A 17,068-nucleotide genomic window follows, 5' to 3' on the forward strand; every position below is an offset into this window, starting at 1 on the left:
CGTCGTGCTACGCGGCGCCCAGCAGGCGCTCCAGCACCACCGCGATGCCGTCCTCCTGGTTGGAGGTGGTGACTTCGTCGGCCACGGCCTTCAGCTCCGCATGGGCGTTGGCCATCGCGACGCCGTGCGCGGCCCAGCCGAACATCGGGATGTCGTTGGGCATGTCGCCGAAGGCGATCGTCTCGGCGGCCTTCACACCCAGTCGGCGGGCGGCGAGCGAGAGGCCCGTGGCCTTGCTCAGGCCCAGCGGCAGGATCTCCACTATCCCCGGACCGGCCATCACGATGTCGACCAGGTTGCCCACGATCGCCCGTGCCACCTTGACCAGTTCGTCCTCGCCCATCCCCGGGTGCTGGATGTACAGCTTGTTCAGCGGTGCCGTCCAGACCGCCGAGGTGTCCTCCAGGTACTGCGCGGGGAGGCCCTCCTGCACCTGGTAGCCGGGGCCGAACAGGACCTCGCCGTCCACCCCGTCCCGGCTGGCGGCCAGGGCCAGCGGACCCACCTCGGCCTCGATCTTCGACAGCGCCAGTCCGGCCAGCTGCCGGTCCAGCGTCACCGAGGTCAGCAGCCGGTGCGCCCCGGCGTCGTAGACCTGGGCGCCCTGCCCGCAGACGGCGATCCCCTTGTAGCCGAGGTCGTCCAGCACGTGCCGGGTCCAGGGCACGGCCCGGCCGGTGACGACGATGTGCGCCGCGCCCGCCGCGGTGGCCGCGGCGAGCGCTTCACGGGTGCGTTCCGAGACGCTGTCGTCGTCACGCAGCAGCGTGCCGTCGAGGTCCGTCGCGACGAGCTTGTAGGGGAACGGGGCCGGGCTCACTTGGCGATCGGCTCCAGCACTTCGCGGCCGCCCAGGTACGGACGGAGCACCGGGGGAACCCGCACCGAGCCGTCGGCCTGCTGGTGGTTCTCCAGGATGGCGACGATGGTGCGCGGGACGGCGCACAGGGTGCCGTTCAGCGTGGACAGGGGCGCGGTCTTCTTGCCCTCGCGGTAGCGGATCGACAGGCGGCGGGCCTGGAAGCCGTCACAGTTGGAGGCGGAAGTCAGCTCGCGGTACTTGCCCTGGGTCGGGATCCAGGCCTCGCAGTCGAATTTGCGGGAGGCGGAGGAGCCCAGGTCGCCGGTGGCGACGTCGATCACCTGGAACGGCAGCTCCAGGCTGGTCAGCCACTGCTTCTCCCAGTCGAGGAGGCGCTGGTGCTCGGCCTCGGCGTCCTCCGGCGCGACGTACGAGAACATCTCGACCTTGTCGAACTGGTGGACGCGGAAGATGCCGCGGGTGTCCTTGCCGTACGTACCGGCCTCGCGGCGGAAGCACGGCGAGAAGCCGGCGTAACGCAGGGGCAGCTTGTCGGCGTCGATGATCTCGTCCATGTGGTACGCCGCGAGCGGGACCTCGGAGGTGCCGACCAGGTAGTAGTCGTCCTTCTCCAGGTGGTAGACGTTCTCCGCGGCCTGGCCGAGGAAGCCGGTGCCCTCCATGGCGCGCGGGCGGACCAGCGCGGGGGTGAGCATCGGGATGAAGCCGGCCTCGGTGGCCTGCGCGATCGCGGCGTTGACCAGGGCCAGCTCCAGCAGGGCGCCGACACCGGTGAGGTAGTAGAAGCGCGAACCCGACACCTTGGCGCCGCGCTCGACGTCGATGGCGCCCAGGGACTCGCCCAGCTCCAGGTGGTCCCTGGCCTCGAAGCCCTCGGCAGCGAAGTCGCGGATCGTGCCGTGCGTCTCCAGGACGGTGAAGTCCTCCTCGCCGCCGACCGGGACGTCGCTGTGGACGATGTTGCCGAGCTGGAGCAGGAGCTTCTTGGCAGCCTCGTCAGCCTCGTTCTGCTCGGCCTCGGCGGCCCTGACGTCCTGCTTGAGCTGCTCGGCCTTGGTCAGCAGCTCGGCCCGCTCCTCCGGAGAGGCCTTGGGGATGAGCTTGCCGAGGGACTTCTGCTCGTTGCGCAGCTCGTCGAAGCGCATGCCGGAGGACCTGCGCCGCTCATCGGCGGAGAGGAGTGCGTCGACGAGCTCGACGTCCTCTCCACGGGCGCGCTGCGAGGCGCGGACACGGTCAGGGTCTTCACGGAGCAGCCGAAGGTCAATCACCCCTCCAGGCTACCGGGCTGGGCTTCCCGGGATCACATCGATATCACGCTGCGTGTCGCTATGTCCCAATTGGTATGAATGGAAAACTCTTGTCCGGCGGCCGGATCCGGCCGCCGCGGGCCGGTCGATAAAACCGGCCCCATTCCCCGAAAAGGGGCACAACGGCGGGCGGTGGCCGGGGCCCGAGCAGCCGCACGGGGGCTTCCTTGTCCACAGGAATTCCCCCTGGAGCCGTCTTATCCACAGGCTGTGCGCCGGTTCTGTGGACACGGAATGAGATCAATAGGGAGCGGCAAGCGGTCGGGGTCGATCAGGGTTCAAACCGCCCTCACACACTCATTCGGGTGGGAATGGCTCGCTCCAAAGAGTTGATCGGCGATGCAGGGGTGACGCCGTTCACCTACCGCTCCCCAGCGCGAAACCTGGGCCACCCGGCCGATTTGTCGACCTTGTCGCGCCGCTCTGTCGACTTGTCCCCAGGTCCCCATCTCGGCCTGTGGATAACTCTGTGGACAGTGGACGACGACCTACGCCCGGCCGTCGAGGCAGCGCGTCAGCCAGTCGGAGGCCTCCGTGAAGTCGCCGTCGGAGGTTCCCGGCCGCGCGGCCCGCACCTCACTCACAGCGACCCCGGCCCGCGGATAGGAGCCCAGGAAGCGCACCTGCGGGCAGGTTCGCTTGAGGCCCATCAGCGCCTCGCTCACCCGGCGGTCGGAGATGTGGCCCTCGGCGTCGACCGCGAAGCAGTAGTTGCCGATGCCCTCTCCGGTCGGGCGGGACTGGATCAGCATCAGGTTCACCCCGCGCACGGCGAATTCCTGGAGGAGCTCCAGCAGCGCACCGGGGTGGTCGTCGCCGAGCCACAGGACCACGGAGGTCTTGTCGGCGCCGGTGGGCGCAGCCGGCCGGGCGGGCCGGCCGACGAGCACGAAGCGGGTCTCGGCGTTCTGCGCGTCGTGGATCTCGGTGACCAGCGCCTCCAGCCCGTACGTGGCGGCCGCGAACTCGCCCGCGAAGGCGGCGTCGAAGCGGCCCTCCTGCACGAGCCGTGCACCGTCGGCGTTGGAGGCCGCCGACTCCCACACCGCGTCGGGCAGGTGGGTCCGCAGCCAGTTGCGCACCTGGGGCTGGGCCACGGGGTGCCCGGTGACGGTCTTGACGTCCGACAGCTTGGTCCCGGGCCGCACCAGCAGCGCGAACGCGATCGGCAGCAGCACCTCGCGGTAGATCATCAGCGGCTCGCCCGAGGCCAGCTCGTCGAGGGTGGCGGTGACCCCGCCCTCCACCGAGTTCTCGATCGGCACCAGCGCCGCGGCGGCCTCGCCGTTCCGCACGGCGTCCAGGGCGGCCGGGACCGACACCATCGGGACGAGCTCCCGGGTGGCGGCTTCCGGCAGGGTGCGCAGGGCGGCTTCGGTGAACGTGCCCTCGGGACCGAGATAGGTGAAGCGGGTGGCCGACATGCGATCAGCCTAATGCCGGGGCACCCGCCTCCGTGGGGCTGTTCACCCTTCGAGCAGGTGCTGCCCCACGTACTCCCCGCTGCGCGGCGCGGTCGGGACGGCGTACAGGCCGCTCGACTCGTGCCGGATGAACTCCGACAGCGCGTCGCCGCGGTCGAGCTTGCGCTGGACCGGCACGAATCCGCGCAGCGGGTCGGCCTGCCAGCAGATGAAGAGCAGTCCGGCGTCGGGCGTGCCGTCGGGGGCGATCCCGTCGTGGAAGGAGAAGGGCCGGCGCAGCATCGCGGCGCCACCGTTCTGTTCCGGGGCGGAGATCCGGGCGTGGGCGTTGGAGGCGATGACCGGCTTGCCGTCGGGGCCGAGCTTGTCCAGGGCGGGCTTCGTGGTCTCGCTGCCGCCGGTCAGGGGTGCCCCGGTGGCCTTCGTCCGGCCGATGACCTGCTCCTGCTGTGCCAGGGACCGCTTGTCCCAGTCGTCGAGCAGCATCCGGATCCGGCGGACGACCGCGTACGAGCCGCCGGCCATCCAGGAGTGTTCCGCGGGCCCGGGGCCGGCGCCCTGGACGAAGATCCGCCGGTCGAAGTCGGGATCGGCGGGCTTGGGGTTCCCGGTGCCGTCGACCTGTCCCATCAGGTTCCGTGCGGTCATCGGGGTGCTGGTGGCGCCGGGGGACCGGTTGAAGCCGTTCATCTGCCACCGCACCCGGGCGGCCTCCCCGGCGTCCTTCTGTATCGCGCGCAGGGCGTGGAACGCGACGAGTCCGTCGTCGGCGCCGATCTGCACCCACAGGTCACCGTTGCTGCGCTGGGCGTCGAGGCGGTCGGAGGAGAAGTCCGGCAGCGGGTCGAGGGCGGCCGGGCGGCGCGCCACGAGGTCGGTGCGCTCGAAGAAGGAGTGCCCGAAGCCGAACGTGAGGGTCAGGGAGGACGGCCCCGCGTCGAGGGCGATCCCGCTGTCCGACGTCGGGGCGGTCTCGCCGGCCATGAGCCGCCGTGCGGTGTCGGACCAGCGGCGCATCAGCGCGGCGGCCTCCTTGCGCCCGGCGCCCGGGGCGAGGTCGAAGGCGAGGACGTGCCCCTTGGCCTGGAGTGGGGTGGTGATGCCCGCCTGGTGGTCTCCTTCGAAGGCGACCCGCGTTGCCCCGAGGGAGCCGGGAGACCCGGCGGCCCCCGAAGTGCCGGCCGGGGAGTCGGAGACCGCCGAATGCACCAGGGCGCCGCCGGTGGCGCCGAGTGCGAGCCCGGCGGCGCCCGCGGCGCCGACGGTGCCCAGCAGCCGGCGCCGGGAGATCTCGATGTCGGGGTTGCTCCCGGTGCTTTCGGTCACGCTCTTCAGCCGATCTTCACGTTCTTCTGCACGGTCGTCTGGTCGATGTCCGAGGTACGGACGGTCACGTCGATGCGCCATTCCCCCGCGAGCGGCAGCTGGACCCCGGACGCGCTCCAGTGTCCCGGAGCGTCGCGGTCCGGGGCGACCGGCAGCGGGCCGATCTCCTTGGCCGGGAGGGTGAAGGCGATCTTGATCTCGGGGAGGTCGAGGGGCTGGCCGTCCTCGCCGTCGGCCCACAGGTGCAGGGTGTTGGCGCCGACCCGGCCCGGGTCGAGCTCCAGCCGGACGGTGCCCTTGCCGTTCTGGCCACCGGTGTCGAACGGCAGGGTGATCTTGACGGGCCGGTTGGGCACCGCCGGGCCTGCCGTGCTGCGGTTGGTCTCCAGCTGTGCGGCGCGGCCGGGCTCGGTGCTGGTCAGGACGGTGGTCACGGCCAGCAGGACCACGGCCACACCGGCCTCGGCGAGCACCGAGCGGCGCAGCCCCGCGCGGCCGGGATCGGCGTCGCGGACCTGCTTCTCCCGGGCCTTCTCACGGGCGGCGCGCTGACGTGCCAGCTGGGCGGCCCGTCGGGGGTCGGTGTCGGATCCGCTCGATGTTTCACGTGAAACATCGGCCCCCGCGAGCACCTCGGCGGGCTCTTCCACGGGTGCCCCGGCCTCGGTGTCCCCGGTGGAACGGACCTCCCCGAGCCGCCCCGTCCACTTCCGCGAAAGGCAGGCGATCGCGACCAGGACGGCGACCAGCGAGACCTTGATGATGAGGAGCCGGCCGTAGCTGGTCCCGGTCAGGGCCGACCAGCTGCCGAGCTGGCGCCAGGACTGGTACACGCCGGTCACGGCGAGGACCAGGACGCTGATGAAGGCGACCTTGGAGAAGCGCTGGACGGCCTCCCGCTCGATGTCCGGCACCTTGTGGAGCGCGACCAGCAGCGCGACCAGGCCACCGAGCCAGGTGGCCACGGCGAGCAGGTGCAGGATGTCGACGGGCATCGCGATGCCGGGCTGGATTCCGGTGGAGGCGTGTTCGGCGAGCGCCCAGGTGGCGGCGATGCCGCCGGCCACGACGGTGCCGCCGATGGCGAGCCCGAAGGCGAGGTCGCTCGTCTCCTTCTTCGCCTCGTCGGCGGCTTCGGCTTCGGCAGCCTCGTCGGCTTCTGTGGAGGCGGAGGCGGAGGCGGAGGCGGAGGCGGAACGGGCGGTGTCGGTGCCGTCCGTGCCGTCGCTCGCGACGGGCCCGGCTTCGGCGGCAACCTTCTGGCGCCGGGCGTAGGCCCCGAAGAGCACGGCGATGAACAGGGCGGCCGCGCCGAGGAGCAGCAGCCGGGAGACGAACGAGGCGCCGGTCTTGGTTTCCAGGACCGCCTGGAGCCCGTCGAGGTCGAAGACGTCCGCGAACTTCCCGGAGCCGGTGTACGGGGTCCGCAGCACCAGCATCGCCAGCGTGGCGGCGGTGAGGGTGACCCAGCCGCGCACCACGAGCTTCTGCAGCGGCCGTTCGGCTGAGCCCCGGCGCCAGCACAGCAGGATGAAGGCGCCGCCGCCGACGAGGACGGTGAACCCGGCGTAGGCGGCGTAGCGGGCGATGTCGTACACGACGCCGACGGGCCCGCCGCCCACCTGCCGGTCGGGGAGGGAGACGCTGGTGGCCGACGGGGCGCCGACGGAGAAGGTGAAGGCGCCGGAGACCGGGTGGCTGTCGGCGGAGACGGCCTGCCAGGCGACGGTGTAGGTGCCGTTCGGCAGGCCGGTGTGCAGGGCCGTGCCGTAGCGGACGGTCGATCCGCTGCACATGTCCCGCAGTTCCCCGGTGTCGACCCGCTTGCCCTGCGGGTCCATGACGCGGATGGAGTCGTCACCCATGGCGACCTGCTCCGAGAAGGAGAGGGTGACCTGGGCGGGTGCCGTGGCGACCACCGCCCCGTCCTTGGGGTCGCTCGCGGTGAGTGCGGCGTGTGCCGTGGCCGGGGAGGCCGCGGTGAACAGGGATGCCAGCAGGGCTGCGAGGACCAGCGCCAGCCGCGGCAGGTATGCCGTGGCACGGGCGGCGCGGGCCGGTGAAGGAGCGGGGGCGGTGGCCGTCATGGCGTGTCAGTTCCTCGGTCCGTCAGTGGGCATTGGAGTTCTGCGCGTTGTACGTCCGTTCCTTGACGTCCAGCTCGACCTTGACGGGGTCGGCCTTCTCGAAACGCAGCTCGACGGTGACCTTGTCACCGACCTTCGGCGTGCTCTTGAGACCCATGAACATGACGTGGCTGCCGCCGCGCTCCAGCTTCAGCTCACCGTTCGCGGGCACGTCCATGGCCTGGACCTGCTGCATCTTCTGGTCCTTGGTCTCGTGGATCTGGAGATCGTCCGAGAGCGGGCTGGTGACGGCGGTCAGCTTGTCGGCCGTCTTCGAGTCGTTCTTGATGACCATGAAAGCGCCGGCCATCTTGTCGTTGACCGGTTCGGGCATGAAGGCCCCGCTGACCGTCATCTTCGGCTTGGCCGATTCCCCGGCGGTGTCCGAGGAGCCGGAAGAGCCGGAAGAGCCGGAGGACGAGCAGCCGGATATCGCGAGCGCCGCCGTCAGGGAGAGGGCGACGGCGAGGGTGCGGGTGGTGCGGGTGTTCACGGGTTCTCTCCCTTGACGATCTTCGGCAGGTCCTTGGTGTAGTCATCGACGGTGGTGCCCTCGCCGTAGAGGACGTAGCCCTCGTCGGTCTTGGGCGAGAACGCGATGACCTGGGCCCCGTGCATGGAGACGACGCTGCCGTCGGCCTCCTTCTTGGGGGCCTCGATACCGATGCCGAGTGAGCGTGCGGCGGCCTGGATGGTGGCGAAGTCCCCGGTCAGTCCGGTGAAGGACGGGTCCTGGGCCCTGAGCCACGCGCCGAGGGAGTCGGGGGTGTCCCGTTCGGGGTCGGTGGTGACGAAGACGACCTGGAGCTTGTCCCGGTCCGCCTGGGGGAGCGCCTTCTTGGCGACGGCGATGTTGCTCATCGTCAGGGGGCAGACGTCCGGGCAGTTCGTGTAGCCGAAGTAGATGAGGGTCGGGCGGCCCTTGGTCTGCTCGCGCAGGTTCCACGGCTTGCCGGTGGTGTCCGTGAGGACCAGCTCCGGCTTGTCGAAGGGGCGGTCGAGGACGGTGGCGGCTCCGGCCTTCTTCTGGCCGGAGATCTGCGTGACCGTCCCGGTGTTCTTGGCCGTCTCACTGCCGCAGGCGGTGAGGGCGAGGGCGGTGGCCACCGCGAGGGCGGCGACCGTCACACGTGTGGTGCGCATGAAGAGGTGTCCCTGGGATCGGGGATGATGCGGACGTACTCGTAACGACAGCGCCCGTGGGCGCGCGGTGTCAGGAGGCGCGGCGGCGCGAGGCGATGCCGAAGGCGACGCCACCGAGGCCGATCACGATGCCGGCGATGCCGAGGGCACGGGCCGTCGTGTCGGAGTCGCTCTTGGCGGCGGCCTCGTCGTGCGCGTCCTTCTTGTCGCCGGCGGTGGCGGTGGCCCCGGCGGCGGGCTTGGCGGCGTCGTCGTCGTGGTGGTCGTCGGCCGCCTTGGCGGCGGTCAGCTTCAGCACGGGGGCCGGGGTCTGCGGCTCGGCCGCGCCCGGCTTGCTCTCCTCGATCCAGCGCACGACCTCGTTGTTGTCGTACGTCTGGATGGCCTTGAAGACCATCTGGTCGGCGTTGTCGGGGAGCTTGCCGACGGAGACCGGGAACTGCTGGAACTTGCCGGGCTCGATCTTGCCGCCGGTCCAGGTCACCTTGGTGACGGCTTCGTTGACCTGCTTGCCGTGCACGGTCAGCGGCTTGTCGAGCTTGCTCTTCTCGACGGTGACGGTCCAGCCCGGGATGTCCTGCGGCATCACGGACGTGAGCGGCTGGTCTACGGGGAAGTTCACTTCGAGCTGCGTGGTCGAGGCGTTGTCGCGCTCGTTGGGCACCTTGAAGTTGATGACCGCGTACCCGCCCTTCGTCGCCTCGCCCGAGGGCTGCACGCTGACGTGCGCGAAGGCGGGACCGGACAGGACGAGGACGGCGCCGGCGGCGAGGGCGGCGACGAGGGAGACGCGAGAGGTCTTCACGGCGGGACACTCCAGGATGCGGGGTGACGGTCTCTCCGGGCACGGGCGCGCGCGGAGGTCGCGGCACCGGTGCTCCCGCTGTGCGTACGGGGAGTGGGGTGCCGCGTCAGGCTGCGAGGGTGAACGCCGCCGCGGGCGGTCCGCGCCTGATGACCGTGTGCAGGAGCGCGTCGAGGCCGGTCGCGACGGCGGGTGCCGCTGTGGTGCGGCGGGCCCGGGGGCCACGGGCGGGCGCGCCGGGGAGTCCGGCCGCGAGGGCGCGTACGAAGGCCAGCGCGGCGCGCAGCGGACGTACCGGATCGGCCTCGCGGGACAGCCGGGACAGCTCGATCAGCCGGAACAGTGCGGCGTCGCCGCGGGCCAGGAGCCAGCCGGCCGCGAGTGCGGCCAGCAGGTGGCCGGCCAGCATGGCCGGGCTGAACAGGCCGATCGAGGGCTCCGCGGAGGCGGATGCCATGTGCGCGTGGGCCATGTGGGCCTGCGCGGCGGCCTCCCCGGCCAGGGCGGCCGGGTCCAGTCCGGCGGTCTCCAGGATCTGCCGGGCGTCGGCCGGGCTGAGCGGTACGGAGTTGCCCCCGCAGATCAGCCGGGCGGCGAGCGCCGCGAGCGAGGCGTCGGCCCCCTCGGCCGGGGCCTGGGCGGCAGCGGCGCCGTGCTGGCCGAGTCCGAACAGCGTGTGCAGTGCGAGCTGGCCGACGACGAGCCCGGCGGCGATGCCCGGCAGCGGACGGCAGCGCCCCGCGAGGGGTGCCGCGACCGCGAAGACGGCGACGAAGGCCAGGGCCAGTGCCCACCACGGCACGGTTGCGCAGGAGGCCACGGCGTGGCCGGCTGCGGACAGCGCGACGCAGACCGCGGTGAACACCGCGGCCCGGGTCGTCCGGAGGTCTGCTCCGGCGCGTGTCGTGTGGGTGGTAGTCATGGCCGGGCCATCATCGCACTGCGCTTAAGCCCTGCATACGGCAGGTACTGGAGGGACCGTAGGGTTCCGGTCCAAGGTCAGCGCGCGCACGGCGTGCCGTCAGCGCGGGCACAGTGCGTAGTCAGCGGAGGGCCGGAAACGGCGTCCCGGCCGGGCATACACCGGTGCCCGGGAGTGTCGCATCGGCCGAATGCGGGCTCTCCCGGCGCTCGGGGGCTTACGCCCGCCCGTGGGCGGCAATAGGTATCCGTATGAGCATCTGGTGGTCTCTCCACTTGAGGCGCGAAGCCGCGAGCGTGCCGCTCGCACGGCGACTGCTGCTGGGAGCCATGGAGACCGCGGGGGTGGATCCGGACATCTCCTTCGACCTGTCGGTCGCCCTGACCGAGGCCTGTGCGAACGCGGTGGAACACGGTGGTGGCCAAGGAGACCACCGTGATCACGGCGGTCACGGCGGGGCCTCGGGCGGGGGCGCCCGTGCCGTCGGTGTCCCGGACGGGACCGAGGCGTACCACGTCACGGCCTATCTGGACGGGGACCGCTGCCGCATCGAGGTGACCGATTCGGGGCCCGGGTTCCCGCCGGCCACTGTGTCCCGCCGCAGACCCTCCCTGGCCGAGCACGGCCGGGGCCTGGGACTGATCGCCGAGCTCTCCGACCACGTCCGCCTCCGCAACCGGCCGGGCCGGGGAGCGGTGGTGAGCTTCGACAAGATGCTGAAGTGGCGCGGCGACGCGCTCCTGAAGGTGTCGTAGGCGGCAGGCGGCAGGCGGCAGGCGGCAGGCGGCAGGCGGCAGGCGGCACGCCCCCCCGCTCGCGCCGGTGGGCGGGAACCGTCCGGTTCCCGCCCACCGGCACATGAGGAACGCGTCAGCCCTTGAGCCGTGCCATCCAGGCCTCGACCTCGACCGAGGTGCGGGGCAGACCGGCCGACAGGTTCCGGTTGCCGTCCTCGGTGACGAGGATGTCGTCCTCGATCCGGACCCCGATGCCGCGGTACTCCTCGGGCACGGTCAGGTCGTCGGCCTGGAAGTACAGACCGGGCTCGACGGTCAGGCACATGCCCGGCTCCAGCGTCCCGTCGACGTAGGCCTCGGTGCGGGCGGCGGCGCAGTCGTGGACGTCCATGCCGAGCATGTGACCGGTGCCGTGCAGGGTCCAGCGGCGCTGCAGGCCCAGCTCCAGGACGCGCTCGGCGGGACCCTCGACCAGACCCCACTCGACGAGCTTCTCGGCGAGCACGCGCTGGGAGGCGTCGTGGAAGTCGCGGAACTTCGCGCCCGGCTTCACGGCGGCGATGCCGGCTTCCTGGGACTCGTAGACCGCGTCGTAGATCTTGCGCTGGATCTCGGTGTACGTGCCGTTGATGGGCAGCGTGCGCGTGACGTCGGCGGTGTAGAGGGAGTGGGTCTCCACACCGGCGTCGAGCAGCAGCAGGTCGCCGGCGCGGACGTCGCCGTCGTTGCGGACCCAGTGCAGGGTGCAGGCGTGCGGGCCGGCGGCGCAGATCGAGCCGTAGCCGACGTCGTTGCCCTCGACGCGGGCGCGCAGGAAGAAGGTGCCCTCGATGTAGCGCTCCGAGGTGGCCTCGGCCTTGTCGAGGACCTTCACGACGTCCTCGAAGCCGCGGACGGTGGAGTCGCAGGCCTTCTGGAGCTCGCCGATCTCGAACTCGTCCTTCACCGCGCGGGCCTCGGAGAGGTAGACCCGCAGTTCCTCGTCGCGCTCGGCGGTGACCTTGTCGGTCAGCGCCTTCTCGATGACGGCGTCGTGGCCGCGCACGCCGCGCACGGGGCCCTCGGCCTCGGTGAGGGCGTCGGCCAGCTCGCGCACGTCCTTGGCGGGGATCCCGAGCAGCTGCTCGGCCTCGGCCAGGGAATGCCGGCGGCCGACCCACAGCTCGCCCTGGCCGGACAGCCAGAACTCGCCGTTCTCCCGGTCGGAGCGGGGCAGCAGGTAGATGGTGGCGGTGTGGCCGGACGGGCCCGTGGGCTCCAGGACCAGCACGCCGTTCTCGGTCTGGTCACCGGTGAGGTAGGCGTACTCGGTCGACGCGCGGAAGGGGTACTCCGTGTCGTTCGAGCGGGTCTTCAGCCGGCCGGCCGGGACGACCAGGCGCTCGCCGGGGAAGCGCGCGGACAGCGCGGCGCGGCGGTCGGCGGTGTGCCCCGCCTGCGCGATGGGCTCCAGGCCGCGCAGTTCGGTGTCGGCCCAGCCGGTGCGCATGTTCTCCGCGAGTTCCTCGCTGACGCCCGGGTACAGCGCGTTCTTGCGCTGCTTGTGCTTCTTCTGGGGCTGCTCTTCTGCCGGGGTCTCCGGGGTGAGCTCGTCCGCCACGTCTTCTCCTCAGCCGCTACGACATGCAGGGTCCGGGTACGGACCCCGTTCATCGTATGTGGGGGGAGGCGGCGCCCGGCGATGGCTGTGACATATCAGTCATACCGGGCGACGAGCCCCGGCCGGCCCGGTGCCGGGAGCCGACGGCGGCGTTTCCGTGGGCCCCGCGTCAGTCGAACCGGGCCGCGAGCAGCACGATGTCCTCGGCCGGGTCGGCCGCCACGGCGTCCGGGTCTTCCCCGGGCAGCACGGTGCGCAGGATGTGGTCGCAGAGGGCCGCCGGGTCGTCCCGGGCGCTACGGGGGACCCCCGCGGCCGCCGCGTGCAGCCGGGCGTAGGCCCGGTCCATGGGGTCGCCGGTGCGCCGCAGCAGGCCGTCCGTGTAGAGCAGCACCGTTTCTCCGGGTGCGGGCTCGATCTCCACGCTCGGTGCCTCCCAGCACGCCAGCATGCCCAGCGGCGCGGAGAGGGAGGTCTCCACGTACTCGGTGCGCCGCTCGCCGATGAGCAGGGGCGGGGTGTGCCCGGCCCCGGCGAGGATGATCTTCCGGGCGGCGGGCTCGCAGTACGCGAAGAGCGCGGTGGCCGAGCGCGCGGGTTCGGTCAGCCGCAGCAGCAGCTCCAGGTCGGACAGGACCGCGACGGGGTCCTCGCCCTCCATGACGGCGTACGCGCGCAGCGAGGCCCGCAGCCGGCCCATCGCGGCGATTGCGCTCGGCCCGGAGCCGGTGACGGAGCCGACGGCCAGTCCCATGGCGCCCTCGGGCAGCGGGAGCGCGTCGTACCAGTCGCCGCCGCCCCGCGGCCCGGTGTGGTGCCGGGCGGCGAGCTGGACGCCGGGGATCCGGGGCAGCCGGCTGGGCAGCAGTTCCTCGGAGACGGTGGCGAGCCGGGCGCGGGAGCGCTCCACCTCCAGCATCCGGGCCAGGTGCTCGGCGGCGTGCCGGACGTAGAGCCCGACGAGGTCGCGCTGGCGGTCGTCCGGTTCGGCCTGTTCGTCGTAGAGCCAGACGGCGGCGCCGAGCCGGCCGGTGGCGTCCGCGGTCAGCGGCAGCGCGTAGCTGGCGGCGTAGCCGAGCCGGGCCGCGACCTCGCGGTGGCGGGGGTCGACGGTGGGTTCGTGGCCGCCGGCCGCGGGGGACGGCACCGGGGCGCCGGGTTCGGGGAGCACCTCGGAGCCGCCGTGGGCGTCGGGGAGTCCGTCGAGGATGCGGCCGTAGGAGGTGGCGCTGCGCGGCACCGTCTCGATGTGTCCGAGGTCCGCGCGGCCCAGGCCGAGGCCGATCGTGGTGCCGGGGCCGAGGCCGTCGGAGGGCTCCAGGACGACGAGTCCGCGGCGGGCGCCGACGAGTGCGGCGCCGGCGCGCAGGAACTCCTGGAGGGAGGATGCGAGGTCACTGGCGCGGGTGAGGCGTTCGGTGAGCTCGTGGAGGGTGGTGAGGTCGGAGACCATGCCCGCCAGCCGGTCCTGGATGACGCTGCTCGCGGCAGGCGGTACGGCCTGGGCGGGGGCGGTTCGAGGCGGGGTGGAGGGTGAGGTGGAAACGGGCGTGGGCGCCGGAGTGTGCGCTGACGCTGTAACTGCTGGATCGATTCCAGCCACTTTCGGCAGATGCGGAGCGCTCATGGCGTCCGCCTTTCCACCTGGTGCGATTCGCCATATAGCATCGCAAACCCCCAGATCGTGCTGCGCCGCCATCGATGGATCCACATCTACACGCACACGAGGAGCGATGTCCAGCATTGCCCAGGCGGGAATCCTGGTGTCCGTGGGACGGCAACTCACGGTCGAGCCAGGGCTAAAACTTGGCCGGAAAACGCGGGAAGCGGACGGTTTTTGCGATCGACTGGGCGGGCGTCACGGGCACTCCGGGTACGTAATCGGCTGTGGCCGGGGCCAGTTGGCGCCTCCGGCACCGCCGGGAACCGCCCGGTGCGGGCCGTCGTCCTTAGCGGCGGCAGCCGGTCCCGTTACCGGTGCGGGCCGTCCGGGGCGTTGACACCGGACCCCGCCGGACGTTTGACGGACCCGATGAGAAAACTGCACGAACCGTGTGAACCTGCTTCCGGCGGACAGTGACGCGAAACGTGTACGTGTGGTGAAACACCGGTTACATGGTGTGATGTGGCCCTCGGCGTTCAACGGAAAGGAACGAGCGCTCATGCGCGAGATCCTCGGAAGGCGTCTCCAGCGGCTCCGCGATCGCTTCAAATTCCCGCGCGCCGCCCCCCGCTCCACCGCGGCGGCCGCGGACGCGGCGGCCGTATCCCTCCTCGACGGCGCCCTGACCTGCGCCACCCTCTGGCAGTGGCCCGTACTGCCCGGCGTCGGCCGGGCCGGTGCGGACAGCACCCGCTGTGCCTGCCCCGACCCCGACTGCGTGGTGCCCGGAGCCCATCCCTTCGATCCCGGGCTGCTGGCGGCGACGGCCGACGCCCGGATGGTGGCCTGGTGGTGGGCCCGGCGGCCCGCCGCCCCGGTGCTGCTGGCCACCGGCGGGACCGCACCGTGCGCGGTGAGCCTGCCGGCCGGGGCGGCCGCGCGTGCCGTCGTACGGCTGGACGCGCTGGGCCTGCGGCTCGGCCCGATCGTCGCCACGCCCACCCGCTGGTCCCTGCTGGTGGCGCCGTACTCGCTGGAGCGGCTCGGCGAACTTCTCTACGCCAAGGACCACGTCCCGTCCTCGCTGCGCTTCCACGGAGAGGGCGGGTACCTGCTGTTGCCGCCCTCGGCGGCCTCCGGTGGCGGGCAGGTCCGCTGGGAGCGGGAGCCCGCGGCGGGTCGCGACGGCCTGTGGCTGCCCGAGGTCGAGGCGGTCGTGGACGCGCTCGTCGAGGCCAGCAGCGGGGCTCCCGGCGGGGGCAGCCGGCTCGCGTACTGAGTCACTCGTACGGGTGTGAGTGCGACGGGTTTCCAAGGGAATTGGGCGCGGGGATCTCCGGGCCCCATTCCCGCGTCGCTATCTTCGGCGAATGAATCTCCGTCTGATCGCCATCGGTGCCGGTGTGCTGACCATCCTGTCGCTCCCCCTGGCCGGAGCGATCGCCGGGCCGGATTTCGCCGGTCAGGGCGACGGGAAGGGCGGAGGGCTGCTCTCCTCGCTCGGCTTGTCGGGTTCTTCCCGGACGCCGGACGCGGCGGCGCGCGCCGCGGACCGCGCCGCGAGCCCCGGGCCGGCCGAACAGCCCCGCACGGACTCCCACTGCGGACCCGAGCTCACCGCTCCGCAGGGTCTGGAGGCGCAGACCTGCGTGCTGGAGGGTGACGGACAGACCTGGGGCCGCAGTTACTACCGCAACACGAGCGGGCGGGCCCTGGACGCCGTACTGACCGTCATGGGACCGGCCGGCCGCACCGTGCAGATCCGCTGCGCGGTCGGTCCGGGGGACGAGCCGGGCCTGTGCGAGACGCCTCGGGGCGAATCGGTGGGTGCGCCCGACGCCTACTCGGCCGTTGCGGAGTTTGCAGTTCCGGATGATGAAGGGCGACTGCTGCTGCGGTCCGGGAGCAACTCACCGGCACCGCGCGAGGGTTGAGCGCCACCTGAAAAGGAAGCGCCCGGTCGCTGGCGACGGGGGATGCACCAGCGACCGGGCTACAAGAACGGTAACAAGAGATCGCCTGTTCGCAAATTCGATCTCTGATATTCAGACATCGATTTGCAGGCGATTAGCGGGAGTTGTGACTCCGGTCACCGGCCTCGCAGGCTGTGCGGACGTCAGCTGAGCGTCACCTGGCGGTTGGTGAGACCGCCGCGCGCCCGGCGCTCCTCCGTGGTCAGCGGGGCATCCGCGGCGAGGGCCCCGGCCAGCCGCTCGGCGAACTCCGCGGCGGGCTTCTCCACGTCCTCGGCGGTGACCCCGGTGGGCAGGTCCCAGACCGGGACCATCAGGCCGTGCGCGCGGAAGGAGCCGACGAGCTTCGTGCCCTCGCCGAGCGAGGAGGTGCCGGCGGCGTGCAGCCGCGCGAGGGCGTCGAGCAGCTTCTCCTCGGGGTGCGGCATGACCCAGCGCAGGTGGTTCTTGTCCGGGGTCTCGCACCAGTAGGCCGCGTCCACGGAGGCCAGCTTGACGGTGGGGATGGCGGCGGCGTTGGCCCGCTCCAGCGAGGCGGCGATCTCCGGGGAGGCGTTCTGGGCGTTCTCCGACTCCGGAATCCAGAATTCGAAGCCGCTGTGCACAACCGGCTCGAAAACGCCGTCGAGGTCCAGGAGATCCTGAAGTCGGCTGCCCTCGGCGGGAACCCGCCGGGCCGGAACCGGGGTGCCCGGCTCCGCGACGAGCGCGCGCTCCAGGGTGTCGGCCATGTCGCGGGCCAGGTCCCCGGAGGACGAGTCGTTCTGCAGGCCGATCAGGACGGAGCCGTCCTCGCGGCGCAGGGCCGGCCAGGCCATGGGCAGTACGGTCACCAGCGTGACGGAGGGGACGCCCTCGGGCAGGCCGCCCTTGAGGGTCAGGGGGATGGTGGCCGCGGGGACCAGCTCGCGCAGCGCCACCCAGTCGCACTCGCCCGGCAGCCCCTCGAAGGGGCGCTGCACGTGCTCGGTCACCGCGTGCGAGGCGGCTGCGCCGTGGCAGGCCTTGTAGCGGCGCCCGGATCCGCAGGGACAGGGCTCGCGGGCGCCCACCACCGGGATTTCCCCGTTCTGGATCTGCGGCTTCGCGGTCTTCGCGGCGGGGCGCTTCTTGGCCATCGTGGGTGTCTCCCGGTTGCGGCGGTACGGCGGTGTCTCTGGCGCGAGCCTAGCCGTTCGTACCGCCGGAACCGGTGGGGTGCGGCCGGGAGCACGGTCGGCGTGCGCTCCCGGACGGACGCCCGTACGGATGACCCGTGCCGCGGCCGGGTTCCGGA

The 17,068-nt window shown here is 72.0% G+C and carries 15 protein-coding genes; 3 read left to right on the plus strand and 12 right to left on the minus strand.

What is annotated here, in order from left to right; translation table 11 throughout:
- Positions 1-7 precede the first annotated feature (7 nt).
- From ACEPPI_RS11850 to ACEPPI_RS11890, 9 genes are all read right to left on the minus strand, one after another.
- On the minus strand, positions 8-820 hold the full coding sequence (locus ACEPPI_RS11850) for an HAD family hydrolase (RefSeq protein ID WP_373915189.1): 813 nt from the start codon (positions 818-820) through the stop codon (positions 8-10).
- The gene (gene serS, locus ACEPPI_RS11855) at positions 817-2,094 is read right to left on the minus strand and encodes a serine--tRNA ligase (protein WP_356212165.1); all 1,278 of its coding nucleotides are present in this window, start codon (positions 2,092-2,094) and stop codon (positions 817-819) included. Before serS ends, ACEPPI_RS11850 begins: the two co-directional genes overlap by 4 nt.
- Positions 2,095-2,621: 527 nt before the next feature.
- The gene (gene pheA / locus ACEPPI_RS11860; protein ID WP_373915190.1) at positions 2,622-3,557 is read right to left on the minus strand and encodes a prephenate dehydratase; all 936 of its coding nucleotides are present in this window, start codon (positions 3,555-3,557) and stop codon (positions 2,622-2,624) included.
- A gap of 42 nt (positions 3,558-3,599) precedes the next feature.
- On the minus strand, positions 3,600-4,883 hold the full coding sequence (gene efeB / locus ACEPPI_RS11865) for an iron uptake transporter deferrochelatase/peroxidase subunit (protein ID WP_373915191.1): 1,284 nt from the start codon (positions 4,881-4,883) through the stop codon (positions 3,600-3,602).
- A 5-nt stretch (positions 4,884-4,888) separates the two neighbouring features.
- Positions 4,889-6,970 (minus strand): copper resistance protein CopC, encoded by a 2,082-nt coding sequence (locus ACEPPI_RS11870; protein ID WP_373915192.1) that lies wholly within the window; start codon positions 6,968-6,970, stop codon positions 4,889-4,891.
- A gap of 22 nt (positions 6,971-6,992) precedes the next feature.
- Positions 6,993-7,502 carry a copper chaperone PCu(A)C gene (locus ACEPPI_RS11875; protein ID WP_373915193.1) on the minus strand — a complete coding sequence of 170 codons (510 nt, stop codon included), beginning with the start codon at positions 7,500-7,502 and terminating at the stop codon, positions 6,993-6,995.
- Positions 7,499-8,152 carry an SCO family protein gene (locus tag ACEPPI_RS11880; RefSeq protein WP_266840422.1) on the minus strand — a complete coding sequence of 218 codons (654 nt, stop codon included), beginning with the start codon at positions 8,150-8,152 and terminating at the stop codon, positions 7,499-7,501. The genes ACEPPI_RS11875 and ACEPPI_RS11880 overlap by 4 nt, the downstream gene beginning before the upstream one ends.
- A gap of 70 nt (positions 8,153-8,222) precedes the next feature.
- Positions 8,223-8,957: a YcnI family protein gene (locus ACEPPI_RS11885; RefSeq protein ID WP_373915194.1), complete on the minus strand. Its 735-nt coding sequence runs from the start codon at positions 8,955-8,957 to the stop codon at positions 8,223-8,225.
- A gap of 106 nt (positions 8,958-9,063) precedes the next feature.
- A complete protein-coding gene (locus ACEPPI_RS11890) occupies positions 9,064-9,879 on the minus strand; it encodes a hypothetical protein (protein WP_373915195.1) in 816 nt (271 codons plus the stop codon).
- A gap of 251 nt (positions 9,880-10,130) precedes the next feature.
- Between ACEPPI_RS11890 and ACEPPI_RS11895 the strand changes: the two genes are divergently transcribed.
- Entirely contained in the window at positions 10,131-10,634 is a 504-nt protein-coding gene (locus ACEPPI_RS11895; protein ID WP_373915196.1) for an ATP-binding protein, read from the plus strand.
- Positions 10,635-10,749: 115 nt separating this feature from the next.
- Here ACEPPI_RS11895 and ACEPPI_RS11900 read toward each other — a convergent pair whose 3' ends face one another.
- Both ACEPPI_RS11900 and ACEPPI_RS11905 read right to left on the minus strand, forming a co-directional pair.
- Complete coding sequence (locus tag ACEPPI_RS11900) at positions 10,750-12,216, minus strand: aminopeptidase P family protein (RefSeq protein WP_373915197.1); 1,467 nt, start codon at positions 12,214-12,216, stop codon at positions 10,750-10,752.
- A 169-nt stretch (positions 12,217-12,385) separates the two neighbouring features.
- Positions 12,386-13,960, minus strand: coding sequence for a PP2C family protein-serine/threonine phosphatase (locus ACEPPI_RS11905; protein WP_373915198.1), 1,575 nt, complete (start codon positions 13,958-13,960; stop codon positions 12,386-12,388).
- A gap of 418 nt (positions 13,961-14,378) precedes the next feature.
- Between ACEPPI_RS11905 and ACEPPI_RS11910 the strand changes: the two genes are divergently transcribed.
- Positions 14,379-15,098, plus strand: a complete 720-nt coding sequence (locus ACEPPI_RS11910; protein WP_373915199.1) for a bifunctional DNA primase/polymerase — start codon at positions 14,379-14,381, stop codon at positions 15,096-15,098.
- A 91-nt stretch (positions 15,099-15,189) separates the two neighbouring features.
- A complete protein-coding gene (locus ACEPPI_RS11915; protein WP_373915200.1) occupies positions 15,190-15,753 on the plus strand; it encodes a hypothetical protein in 564 nt (187 codons plus the stop codon).
- Positions 15,754-15,935: 182 nt separating this feature from the next.
- Here ACEPPI_RS11915 and ACEPPI_RS11920 read toward each other — a convergent pair whose 3' ends face one another.
- Positions 15,936-16,910, minus strand: a complete 975-nt coding sequence (locus tag ACEPPI_RS11920; protein ID WP_373915201.1) for a DUF5926 family protein — start codon at positions 16,908-16,910, stop codon at positions 15,936-15,938.
- Positions 16,911-17,068 lie beyond the last annotated feature (158 nt).

This window comes from Streptomyces sp. AB3(2024), from assembly GCF_041862025.1.
Taxonomy (GTDB): Bacteria; Actinomycetota; Actinomycetes; order Streptomycetales; family Streptomycetaceae; genus Streptomyces.

Excerpts from the sequence above, each read along its gene's own strand:
- pheA (WP_373915190.1), bottom strand. The coding sequence starts at position 3,557 with ATGTCGGCCACCCGCTTCACCTATCTCGGTCCCGAGGGCACGTTCACC.
- ACEPPI_RS11870 (WP_373915192.1), bottom strand. The coding sequence starts at position 6,970 with ATGACGGCCACCGCCCCCGCTCCTTCACCGGCCCGCGCCGCCCGTGCC.
- ACEPPI_RS11880 (WP_266840422.1), bottom strand. The coding sequence starts at position 8,152 with ATGCGCACCACACGTGTGACGGTCGCCGCCCTCGCGGTGGCCACCGCC.
- ACEPPI_RS11890 (WP_373915195.1), bottom strand. The coding sequence starts at position 9,879 with ATGACTACCACCCACACGACACGCGCCGGAGCAGACCTCCGGACGACC.
- ACEPPI_RS11895 (WP_373915196.1), top strand. The coding sequence starts at position 10,131 with ATGAGCATCTGGTGGTCTCTCCACTTGAGGCGCGAAGCCGCGAGCGTG.
- ACEPPI_RS11905 (WP_373915198.1), bottom strand. The coding sequence starts at position 13,960 with ATGCTGGACATCGCTCCTCGTGTGCGTGTAGATGTGGATCCATCGATG.
- ACEPPI_RS11910 (WP_373915199.1), top strand. The coding sequence starts at position 14,379 with ATGCGCGAGATCCTCGGAAGGCGTCTCCAGCGGCTCCGCGATCGCTTC.
- ACEPPI_RS11915 (WP_373915200.1), top strand. The coding sequence starts at position 15,190 with ATGAATCTCCGTCTGATCGCCATCGGTGCCGGTGTGCTGACCATCCTG.
- ACEPPI_RS11920 (WP_373915201.1), bottom strand. The coding sequence starts at position 16,910 with ATGGCCAAGAAGCGCCCCGCCGCGAAGACCGCGAAGCCGCAGATCCAG.